Annotated in this window: 9 protein-coding genes; all 9 read right to left on the minus strand. The window is 42.4% G+C overall.

Features of this window, described 5'->3' with window-relative positions; all coding sequences use genetic code 11:
• Nucleotides 1-15: 15 nt before the first annotated feature.
• Nucleotides 16-1,167 (minus strand): 4Fe-4S dicluster domain-containing protein, encoded by a 1,152-nt coding sequence (locus FBQ94_RS11870; RefSeq protein WP_007219967.1) that lies wholly within the window; start codon nucleotides 1,165-1,167, stop codon nucleotides 16-18.
• Between the two features lie 42 nt (nucleotides 1,168-1,209).
• Nucleotides 1,210-1,641, minus strand: a complete 432-nt coding sequence (locus FBQ94_RS11875; RefSeq protein ID WP_007219966.1) for a DUF3303 domain-containing protein — start codon at nucleotides 1,639-1,641, stop codon at nucleotides 1,210-1,212.
• A 145-nt stretch (nucleotides 1,642-1,786) separates the two neighbouring features.
• Nucleotides 1,787-2,797, minus strand: a complete 1,011-nt coding sequence (hypE, locus tag FBQ94_RS11880) for a hydrogenase expression/formation protein HypE (protein ID WP_007219965.1) — start codon at nucleotides 2,795-2,797, stop codon at nucleotides 1,787-1,789.
• Nucleotides 2,798-2,826: 29 nt separating this feature from the next.
• On the minus strand, nucleotides 2,827-3,933 hold the full coding sequence (hypD, locus tag FBQ94_RS11885) for a hydrogenase formation protein HypD (protein WP_007219964.1): 1,107 nt from the start codon (nucleotides 3,931-3,933) through the stop codon (nucleotides 2,827-2,829).
• Complete coding sequence (locus FBQ94_RS11890) at nucleotides 3,930-4,154, minus strand: HypC/HybG/HupF family hydrogenase formation chaperone (RefSeq protein ID WP_007219963.1); 225 nt, start codon at nucleotides 4,152-4,154, stop codon at nucleotides 3,930-3,932. Before FBQ94_RS11890 ends, hypD begins: the two co-directional genes overlap by 4 nt.
• A gap of 339 nt (nucleotides 4,155-4,493) precedes the next feature.
• Nucleotides 4,494-6,914 carry a carbamoyltransferase HypF gene (gene hypF, locus FBQ94_RS11895; protein WP_007219962.1) on the minus strand — a complete coding sequence of 807 codons (2,421 nt, stop codon included), beginning with the start codon at nucleotides 6,912-6,914 and terminating at the stop codon, nucleotides 4,494-4,496.
• A gap of 1,315 nt (nucleotides 6,915-8,229) precedes the next feature.
• On the minus strand, nucleotides 8,230-8,430 hold the full coding sequence (locus FBQ94_RS11900) for a cold-shock protein (protein ID WP_007219961.1): 201 nt from the start codon (nucleotides 8,428-8,430) through the stop codon (nucleotides 8,230-8,232).
• A gap of 376 nt (nucleotides 8,431-8,806) precedes the next feature.
• Entirely contained in the window at nucleotides 8,807-9,361 is a 555-nt protein-coding gene (locus FBQ94_RS11905) for a methylated-DNA--[protein]-cysteine S-methyltransferase (protein WP_007219960.1), read from the minus strand.
• Nucleotides 9,348-10,166 (minus strand): M50 family metallopeptidase, encoded by an 819-nt coding sequence (locus tag FBQ94_RS11910; RefSeq protein ID WP_040543071.1) that lies wholly within the window; start codon nucleotides 10,164-10,166, stop codon nucleotides 9,348-9,350. Before FBQ94_RS11910 ends, FBQ94_RS11905 begins: the two co-directional genes overlap by 14 nt.
• Nucleotides 10,167-10,885 lie beyond the last annotated feature (719 nt).

Below are 10,885 nucleotides of genomic sequence, written 5' to 3' on the forward strand. Positions count from 1 at the left end.
ACATTTTCTCCTTCGCTAAGGTGGTTGCTGATTAGCCTGATCGCTTTCACGAATTGCCCGCGCTTCTTCGGTAATATCAATTGCAACAGGGCACCATGTAATACACCGTCCGCAACCAACACAACCTGTTGTGCCAAACTGATCAATCCATGTTGCAAGTTTATGTGTCAGCCATTGACGGTAGCGGGACTTTATTGAAGATCTGATGCTCCCTCCGTGAATGTATGAATGATCCAGGTTGAAGCAGGAATCCAACTTCCTCCAACGCTCAGCATGCTCCCCGGTCACATCTGTTCCATCCTCAACGGCCGCACAGAAGCACGTAGGGCACACAAGGGTACAATTGGCGCAGGCCAGACATCGCTGGGCAACATCATCCCAACGTGGATGCTCATAGTTTCTATAGAGTATCTCTTTAATGTTATGGGTATCCAATGATCTTCCCATTTGACCGGCAGTCTTTTCCACAACAGTATTGGCAGTGTGTTTTTCTTCTTCATCTGCCTTTCTATGCGGGATTTCCCGGAAGATTCCGGCGCCTCGTTCTGTTCCTATCTCCGTTAAAAAATAATGTCGGCCGTTTTCTAAAATCTCCGTCATGGCAATATCAAAACCTGAGTCTGCCCTGGGTCCTGTACCCATTGATACACAGAAACAGGTACCCCCGGCTTTTCCACAATTAATAGCAGCAAGAAAGATATCTTCCCGGCGTGATTGATAGTTGGGGTCAACAAATTTTCCCTGGAGAAAGGTTTTATCTTGAATTGAGATAGCATGTATATCGCAAGAGCGGACGCCAATAAAGGCGAATTTTGGTATTTCCGCCTCTTCCTCCGTAATTTGAAAGCCGTTACCATCGCGTTTTGCCTGCCATAAGCGCTGTACTGAGGGAAAGAGAAAATTTTTCCAGGAATGCGGACCTACTCCATATCCAAAAAGCGCTTTATCATCTCGTTTTTTGAGACGATACATACCACCTTCCTGCTCATCAGTCCACCCAATCGGCAGATCGGAGACGGAGCTCAGCTTGCCATATATGATAGATCCTTCTCCGGGTGTAGGACCTATAATCTGGTAGCCACTCCTGATTAAAGCATCAAGTAATTTCTGGAAATGATTCTGTTCCAGAACAACATGATCTCCGCATTGTAACGATGGTTCTATCATAAACACCACCTTTTATTTTTTCAAAAATATCATCTGAAATCCTTACTTTGGCATTATCTTTAGCCAATCATCTATGGTGAGTACAGGCACAATTTTTCCTGTTTGGCTCGGCACAAGGGGGAGGAAAAATTCTACCGCAGCACGGTAATCATTTGCCTCAAAAATAATGAAATAGTCATGCTCTGTAACAGTAACATATGCCCCCAGTATCTTTATTCCCTTTTCTTCAGCCTTTTTTCTTCCTTCCCAGAACATACTCAGCATCTTTGCGCCATCGCTGGTTCTGCCAGGGCAATTCTCAGGGGTATGCGTCCAATGAGCAACATAGAGGGTTTTCCTGTCAACTGAACGGTAAGACCAATCAGGTTCCTTTTCACCCTTATCAGCCGGTTGTGGTATAGTATTAGCATAGAGAGAACTACAGAATAGTAAGGTAACAAATAACATGAAAACTTCGCATATCCCATGCCTCATACGACCTTTTCTCCTTTTCTTTTTTAAAATGTGTGGTTTGATTTTCCCGTATACATTGGACAAAAACGGTAGGTTTATAATACAACGAACATCTTTTTCGTTCAAGTTTGAATTGCAAAAATTCTTGGCTGATGATAGCAAACGTTCAGCATATCCTGGGAAGTTGTTCCCCGGAAAGCATATCCAATATTCTCCTGTTCCCTATGGAGGTCTCAAGAAGTACCTTGCCTCGTGGCTCATCCACTACAGTACCTATAAGAGAGGCATCTCTTCCAAGCGGGTTTTTTCTCATAACCTCCAGCACCGTGCCGGCTGAGTCTTTCGATACTATTGCGATGAGTTTTCCTTCGTTTGCGAGGTAAAGTGGGTCAAAGCCCAATATCTCACAAGCCCCTTTTACTTCCTCTTTAACGGGGATATCCTCTTCTTTTATTATCATTCCGTATCCGGAAGATGCAGCCAGTTCATTCAGGGTGGTTGCCAATCCACCCCTGGTGGGGTCCCTCATTGCCCGGATCCCGTTTGATCGGGATATAACATCCTGAACAAGTTCATGGAGAGCTGCACAATCACTCTGAACCGGCGTTTCCATCTGAATACCTTCCCTGTGGCACATGATAGCTATTCCATGATCACCCAGATGTCCTGATACCAGTATCGCATCGCCCGGTTTTATGAGAAGGGGTGAGAGATGTATGCCGTCTTTTACTATGCCGATTCCACTGGTATTTATAAACAGCTTATCTCCCTTACCTCTCTCCACGACCTTCGTATCTCCGGTAATTATTTTAACCTTTGCATGATTGGCGGTCTGGGCCATGGAGTCTACTATCATCCTTAGCTCTTCTATCAGGATGCCTTCTTCTATAATAAAAGATGCGCTCAGGTAAAGGGGCTCAGCACCACCTACGGCAAGGTCATTTACTGTTCCGCATACCGAAAGTTTGCCAATATCTCCTCCGGGAAAAAAGATGGGATTTACTACATAAGAATCTGTGGTAAAAGCAAGCCTTGAGGTAGGAAGATTGAAGATAGCCTGATCGTTCAGTGGCGATAAAAATTCATTATAAAATGCCTTCAGGAATATCTCATGGATGAGTTGATAACCTAACTTTCCGCCACTTCCATGTGATAAAAGGATTCTCTCTTGGTTCATAATTTATTGTTTTTCCTATAGTATCCTGTTCATCCTGTCAAAATGGGTTGAGAGATTCCATAGGTATAATAAGCCGCACACGTACCCTCAAAGGATACCATGCATGGACCCACGGGTGATTCCGGGGTACAAATTTTGCCAAAGAGAGGACATTGATTTGGCGTGAGAAGTCCTTTTAGTACCTCACCGCAGGCACACCCTTGCGGCTCCTCATCTATACCGGCTTCGATAACGAATTTCTTCTCTGCGTCGAAATCAGCAAATTCATTCTTCAATCTGAGTCCGCTCATAGGTATCTTCCCAATCCCTCTCCAATTGCTATCGCATATCTCAAAGACATGTTCCAGTATTCTCTGTGCCCTTGTATTACCATCCCAGGTTACAACCCTTTTGTATTGTATCTCTATTTCGGCTCTACCCTCTTCGAGTTGCTTTATCAGCATATACAATCCATGAATGGCATCAAGTGGTTCAAAACCAGCTACTACACAAGGGGAGTGATAGTTCTCGGCCAGGAATCCGTAAGCCTTAGCCCCTATAATAGCTGTTACATGGCCAGGACAGAGAAAACCATGAAGGTCAAGTTCGCTGCTGTCCAAAAGGGCCTTCATTGCAGGAGGGGTAAGTTTGTGAAGGGCGAAGGCGGAAAAATTCTTTATACCTTTTTCTTTCGCTAAGAGAATAGTAGCCGCAACGGTCGGAACCGTGGTCTCAAAACCCACCGCATAAAGGATTATTTCTTTTCCGGGATTTGCTCTGGCTATATCAAGGGCGCCTAATGGGGAATAGACCACCCGAATATCTTTACCTGTAGCCTTTTGTTCCTGAAGGGATGATTCCGTTCCCGGAACCCTCATCATATCCCCGAAGGTGGCAACGATGATATCCTTTTCTCTTTTACAAAATTCAATGATCCTGTTTATATCCCCTGCTGAGGTAACACATACCGGACACCCGGGTCCCGAGATAAGACGAATGTTGGAAGGGAGGGGATTCCTTATACCATATTTTGATATGGCATGGGTATGGGTACCGCAGATCTCCATGATATTCACCTTTTTTCCTGATAGGGCATGGATCTTTTTCACTATCCCCTGAGCGGCTTCCCTTTGCCTGAATTCGTCAACATACTTCATGAAGGCATATCTCCTATGATATCTTTCACGATCTTTAATGTTTCCGAAGCCTCTTTCTCATTTACCTTTTGTATGGCGAAACCTGCGTGAACAATTACGTAGTCGCCCACACTAACATTCTCCATCAGCATGAGGCTCGCTTCTTTCCGGGTACCCGCAACATCAATCTTTGCCATTGCGCCTGTGATTTCTACTATCCTTCCCGGTATTCCAAGACACATGATGTTGATTCCTTTTCTGTTAAGGAGGCTTGAGGATTATCTCATTTATCTGGTATCATTACTATACTGTGTGTTCCTCAATTATAACCATGATTACCATAAAAATTAGCATATTTTATAAAAATCTTTTCGCTCTTCCTTTTTCCTAAACAAAACAAATAACCACATTTCTCTCTTTTTTTTAAATCACTTACACATTTCCCCCTTTTTTAAAGGGGGACTAAGGGGGATTATTTCTCCTCTGTTTTGCTCCAGGCATCGGTTTGCCCACAATTGACCGTTAAAAGATAACCTTTTTGGACAGCTCCCAGGTCAGGTTTTGCACCTTGTTTTGAGTAATTACCTTTTTAGTTTCTCCCAGGCTACAATTGCCTGGCCAAGGGAAACTCCACCATCGTTTGCAGGGATTTGTTCATGCGACCAGACGATAAAACCTTCTTTTCTGAGACATCCTTCTGTTAAATCTGATAAAAGTTTATTCTGAAATACTCCGCCACTCAGGACGACATCTCTTATGCCATGTTCTTCTCTTAAAATATTTGAGATCTTTACGACGATCTTTGCCAAAGTGTAATGAAAGTTGAAAGATATCAGGGAAGCTTCTATCCCACTATTTAAATCTTCTATACATGATTTTATAAGAGGTTTTAGATCTATACTACGAGGTTTTCCACATATAATCTGAAATGGGTATGATCTCAGCTCCTTTTCATCACAACAATCGGCCATCATTTCTAATTCTATAGCAGCCTCACCTTCAAATGTTATTCTATCCCGTATCCGGAGCAGAGAAGATAGCGCATCAAAAAGACGTCCAACGCTGGAGGTCAAAGGACAATGAAGTCGCTTCTTTATCATCGTAGCAATGATATCAATATCCCTTGTACTAAATCTTTTAAAAAAAGATGGTATGGTCTCAAACATCCGGTCACCAAAGATATGGTATAGATAAGCAGTTGCCATCCTCCACGGCTCTTTTATGGCCTTATCACTACCAGGCATAGGAATATACTCAAAATGAGCCTTCCGTATAAAATTCCCTTTATTAACAATGAGGAACTCTCCTCCCCATATATTTCCATCCAATCCGTACCCTGTACCATCAAATGCTACTCCTATCACTTCCTGGTTAAGATGGTGCTCTGCCATGCAACTTACTATATGGGCATGATGGTGTTGAACGGGTATGATCCTTGTATGGGGTATATTTATTTGTGTTGCATACTCCAGGGCAAATCTTGTGCTCAGATAATCGGGGTGAAGGTCATGGGCAAGTATCTGAGGGGATATGCGAAAAGAGTTTTTAAGATTTTTAAGACTTTCTTTGAAGAATTCCAAAGTATCATAATTTTGAAGGTCTCCTATGTGCTGGCTTAGTATGGCCTTTTTACCCTTTGTAAGGCAAAAGGTGCTTTTCAGCCCGGCGCCGAAGGCCAGTATTTCTTCCAATTCTTCTCCGGGGTCAATAGGTTCCGGAACAAATCCCCTTGCCCTTCGGATAACCAGTGTTTGGGATTTGAGTTTTTGTGTTTCTGATTTTCCATGAGGAATCTCAATTGATACGTTTGCAATTTCTCCCGGCTTCTTTTCCCTCACAACAGAATCATCTATCCTCATAGAGATACCCCTGTCGTGAAGGAGAAAAAAGTCAGCAATGGAAGAAAGTCTTTCAAGGGCATCATCATTTGAGATGACTATAGGCTCTTCAGACTGATTTCCGCTCGTCATTACAAGGGCAATAAATTTTATTTCTTCGGAACCGAAAAGAAGGTGGTGAAGGGGGGTGTAGGGGAGCATTACTCCAAGGTTTTTACTATAGGGGGCAACTTCCTCTGAAATTGTGCTTGATAAATCTTTTTTTAGAATTACGATAGGGCGAATCCTTCCTTCCAGAATTTCTCCCTCTTTTTCTGAGACAGAACAAAAACTTTTTATAACCTTACTATTGGGTGCCATGAGGGCAAACGGTTTATTTGACCTTCTTTTTCTTTCTCTCAGCCTTTTTACTGCATCATGATTTACGGCATCGCATACAAGATGGAAACCGCCAAGCCCTTTTATGGCAAGTATAGCCCCACTTTTCAGAAGGGCGATTGATTTTTGAATAGCATCGAAATTTGTCAGGATTTCTGATGTATGATTTTGGGATTTATAGTTATCCGTGTCTCTCCCTTCTATCTTCTGCCTTCCACGCTCCAGCCACACCTTAGGTCCACATTTGGAACAAGCATTGGGTTGTGCATGGAAACGGCGATTCGTGGTATCATGGTATTCCCGCTCACATACTGTGCACATCCTGAAGGGGGCCATAGTTGTCCTGAAACGATCGTAAGGGACATCTTCGATGATAGAATATCTTGGCCCACAGTTAGTACAGTTTATAAAGGGATAACAGTATCGTCTGTCATTGGGATCAAAGAGTTCTCTTAAGCAATCCTGACAGGTAGCAATATCGGGTGAGATCAGGGTAAAGCCCCCTTCGCAGGATAAGCTCTTCCGTATAATAAAATCTTTGTAAATTTTTTTACTATGAACGGTATGGACAGTAAACTCTTCAATCCTTGAAAGGGGAGGTGGGCACGCTTTTATTTCCTGAATGAACGTATCAATCATTTCTCCCTGCACTTCTATGAGAAGGCCGTGTGAATCATTCAGACAAAAGCCTTTGAGGTTGTATTTATGGGCAAGGTTGTAAATAAAAGGGCGAAATCCCACGCCCTGTACAATGCCTGTTATATGAATCTTTATATGATTTACCATAATTCTGATAAAGGTATCTATATCACAGAGTTGTTACAAATTCCAGAATTTAAACCAATCCTTCGGCGACTTTTATCTTTTATGCAAGATGTAGGGCGAGGCTTTACAGGCTGTCCGAGAATGCAATTGCTACCTGCAACATATGCTATATGTTGCGTCTATTACAATAGTTAATCAATATACAGTACAGCTTTGATCCGTAAAAACAATTCCCGGACAGCCTGTTTAGCCTTGCCTCCCAGCCTGAATACCTGCACGAGGATAGCAACCCTAAAGGGTTGTCCTACAGAATTGAAATTTCACAACATTAAACGCAAAGGCACACGATGTTGCAGACGCACGATTTTGGAGACGCAAGATGTTGCGATTGCAGAGACGCAAGATGTTGCGTCTCTACCCAATCCCGTAGGGATGTCATGATTATAGAAAAAACAGAAAAAACCCCCTTCAACCCCGAAGGGGTGACATGGGATATCTGCGTTGAGATGTCATCCCTATGGGATTTGATTATACGGTAATGTTTTATCTATAGTTATAGTATCCAAAAGATGAAACCGAACATATCCTTAACTGACAAAAGATTACCTGGCCAGTCATTGCGAGGGTCTTTTCCGAAGCAATCTTTTTTTAGAATGCCAGATTCAATCAGGGTAAATCGTAATGGACAAATTATACTCTGTTACATAATGACAAACAAAAAAGGGTGGCTCAAGAGCTAAAAAAATAGGGCTGATTGATGGAATGAATGCAGGATGGAAGGATCTCTACGATAGTTTATGAGATTGCTTCGGAAAAGACCCTCGCAATGACGTGGTTAAGTACCTGACCATAAATTATTGTATAATCTTTAGGGTGTTTGATCTGTAAGTTTATAGTACTAAATCTCCTCTTTTTATACAAATACTTATGGTCAGGTACTTAAACCCTTTAGCTACGCGACTGACACACTGATGCGCCGGTTGATCGTAAATTGATCTATATTGAACCATTCTCATCGTTCCATTGCTTGGTAGTTACATGAGAATGAGGAGGGAAAAAAGACTTTTTCGTACGATGATAGCAGTAATAATTGCCGCAATTATATTCTTTGCAGGAGTGGGTGTGTATGAGATATTTGGGTGGGTTATGAGGCATGGATTTTTACAATCCATATACCGTATTGTAAGATAACATTCCTTCCCTAATTCCATGTATAGAAAATTTAATCTTTGTTCGTTCTTGGGATTTATTCCTTTGGTGGATTCGCTTTGCTTAATCCACCCTACTCATTATAGAATTACCGGTAGGGTGGGTAAACGAAGTGAATCCACCATCGTTATTTTTTAACAACTTTTTTTGCCCTGTAGCCCTTTTGATCTTTCACTACTTCAAACTCCACCTTCTCTCCTTCGGCGAGGGTTCTAAATCCCTGACTCTCAATATCCGTCTGATGCACAAAAACGTCTTCTCCGTTATCCTGGGTAATAAAACCAAATCCCTTCTTTTCGTTAAACCATTTTACTGTTCCGCTTGCCATGTTACATTCTCCTTTTATCAGGTAAAAATGAGAAAAAAGTTACCATAGTTGCAACTAAGGTAATGGTAATGTTACATGAAATATCTCTGTAATTCAAATTCATAATTGGAGAGACGCAAGGTTTTGCGTCTCTCCAGGGAAATGGAAAATCCACCCCTAACCCCTCCCAAGAGGGGAACACACCCCCAACCCCCTCTCAAGAGGGGAGTATAAAAGTCCCCTCTTGGGAGGGGATTCAGGGGTGGGTAAAAAGAAAAGTTATTGGGGGTTTTGCCTTTTAAAACCCAGACTGATTTAACATTAAGGAATTTCCATTCTGTAGGGCAACTCTTTAGGGTTGCTACCCTCGTGCAGCTATTCAGGCGGGGAAGCAAGGCTAAAGCCTCGCCCTGCATCTCTGTTTTTTCTCTGTTACTGCGTTATATTCCATTTCCAACAACTGCTTTTTGATGTGGAGTCCGGCGGCATATCCGGTTAAATTGCCATTGGATCCGATAACCCTGTGACAGGGAATTACGGGGGGTAAAGGGTTTTTGTTATTGGCAAGGCCTACTGCCCTTGCAGCTTTCGGAGATCCAATTTGCTCCGCAACCCATTTATAGGACTGGCACTGGCCATAAGGGATTTCCTGTAATTTGCTCCATACCTTTCTTTGGAATACCGTGCCCTGGCTTATATCTAACGGGAAATCAAAGGTTATCTGTTTACCCTCAAAATACTCCCTTAAAATAGCTATTTCATACGTGAGGATTGGATTGTTTCTCTGAATTTTTGCAGATGGGTTTTTGAGAAATGGGTAGAGAAACTCTTCTTCAGTGGTGCAGGGGAACGATATCCGGCAAACTCCTCTTATGCTTTTTGCGATGCATACATGGCCAACCGGTGCCTGAAAGCTGCTGAAATACAGTATTTCTGGTTTACCTGGTATCATGTTTGCCAGCGCTCCTCGTATTTTTATTTGTACCCTTACCGGCTCCTTTACCGGAACCCTTACGCCCAAAAGTCAAAGCGTACCCTTTGCCAAACCCCATAACAATTAACGTAATGAGAAGCAAGGGTATCAGCACAGAAATAGTAAGGGCAGTAATTACCCACAACTCCTTCAGACAAAAATTCCACCAGGCATTTTGAGCCAGATGGATACCAAATTTCTCCAGGCAAAAGAAGATTCCTGAAAGAATCCCAAATCCTGTGATAAGGTATTTTATGTCCTGTTTTTGAGGCGCTATTGAAACGGCAAAGATAATAATAGCGAATAAAAAGATACTATGATGGATATTCTTTATCTGAAACTGGTTTCTGAAGGTATTCAGATTAGCTAACACCGCATCGTAAAGATGCTGAATTAAAGCGAAAAATCCACTCAGAGTAGCGGGTGATTCAGAAGGAAATGTAGTACTGAAATGGATAGGGTGTGAAAGTATCTTTGGAATAAAGAAGATGAAAAAGGCGCAACCGAAGACGGGCGCTGAGGTAATGATAAAATCAAATACGCCGGATATCTTAGGCTTGTCGTATTTGATCCCACCGCCGTTCGACGAAAATAAATTCAGTTCTTTAATAGTGGTTCCTGTAGCAAGACAGAGGAGCGCATGACTAAGCTCATGAACCACAATGCCCGGAAAGAGAAATACCGCAATCATTTTAGTATTCGCATACTTTGCCCACAACCCGGAAATCGCAAAACTCAATAAAAGAACAAGAACAAGACTTATTGCTAATAAAAAGTATATCATAGTGTATTAAGCCCTTTCTTATGCTTCAGAAAAGACACGTCAGGGGATAAAAAACTTATGCTATTCTATAATCATGACATCCCTACGGGATTAGACAAGAAAAAGAAATCAGTCTGGGTTTTAAAAGGCACAACTCAACGACTGTTCTTTTTACCCACCCCTGAATCCCCTCCCAAGAGGGGACTTTTATATTCCCTTCTTGAGAGGGGGTTAGGGGTGGGTTCCTTCCCCTCCTAGGAGGGATTAGGGGTGTGTTCATTCCCATATGCATCAAGATAATTTACCATAAGAGACTCTGGAGTATTTGTCATTGCGAGGGGGTTTTTCCCGAAGCAATCTTTTCTCAACTATGCAAGAGATTGCTTCGGACACTACCCTCGCAATGACAAACACAACACGGACAAACCATGTCCCTGTGGGGAACGTTTGTCTGTGCCACCCTGAAAACCGCTTACATACAATGAAAATTCTTCTATAATCAAGCTAAAATATGGGAACGGTGGAGAATAGCAAACCACCCCTAATCCCCCTTAGTCCCCCTTTAGAAAAGGGGGAAATGCATAATCTCCCTTAATCCCCATATGCATCAAGCTAAGGATTTCTGTACTCATGAGCTTCATTGAGTAACTCGTTCCCAAACTCTGTGTTTGGGAACGCAATTGCCTCGAAACTCTGTTTCGAGTAAGAATAGGTTTCAACCCTTTCCCTCCTGAGGAACC

It is taken from the genome of Candidatus Jettenia sp. AMX1 (assembly GCF_030263775.1).
Taxonomy (GTDB): domain Bacteria; phylum Planctomycetota; class Brocadiia; order Brocadiales; family Brocadiaceae; genus Jettenia; species Jettenia caeni.

What these genes read in the sequence shown, in the direction of transcription:
- FBQ94_RS11870 (WP_007219967.1), bottom strand. Translation starts at nt 1,167, where the DNA reads ATGATAGAACCATCGTTACAATGCGGAGATCATGTTGTTCTGGAACAG.
- FBQ94_RS11875 (WP_007219966.1), bottom strand. Translation starts at nt 1,641, where the DNA reads ATGAGGCATGGGATATGCGAAGTTTTCATGTTATTTGTTACCTTACTA.
- hypE (WP_007219965.1), bottom strand. Translation starts at nt 2,797, where the DNA reads ATGAACCAAGAGAGAATCCTTTTATCACATGGAAGTGGCGGAAAGTTA.
- hypD (WP_007219964.1), bottom strand. Translation starts at nt 3,933, where the DNA reads ATGAAGTATGTTGACGAATTCAGGCAAAGGGAAGCCGCTCAGGGGATA.
- FBQ94_RS11890 (WP_007219963.1), bottom strand. Translation starts at nt 4,154, where the DNA reads ATGTGTCTTGGAATACCGGGAAGGATAGTAGAAATCACAGGCGCAATG.
- hypF (WP_007219962.1), bottom strand. Translation starts at nt 6,914, where the DNA reads ATGGTAAATCATATAAAGATTCATATAACAGGCATTGTACAGGGCGTG.
- FBQ94_RS11900 (WP_007219961.1), bottom strand. Translation starts at nt 8,430, where the DNA reads ATGGCAAGCGGAACAGTAAAATGGTTTAACGAAAAGAAGGGATTTGGT.
- FBQ94_RS11905 (WP_007219960.1), bottom strand. Translation starts at nt 9,361, where the DNA reads ATGATACCAGGTAAACCAGAAATACTGTATTTCAGCAGCTTTCAGGCA.
- FBQ94_RS11910 (WP_040543071.1), bottom strand. Translation starts at nt 10,166, where the DNA reads ATGATATACTTTTTATTAGCAATAAGTCTTGTTCTTGTTCTTTTATTG.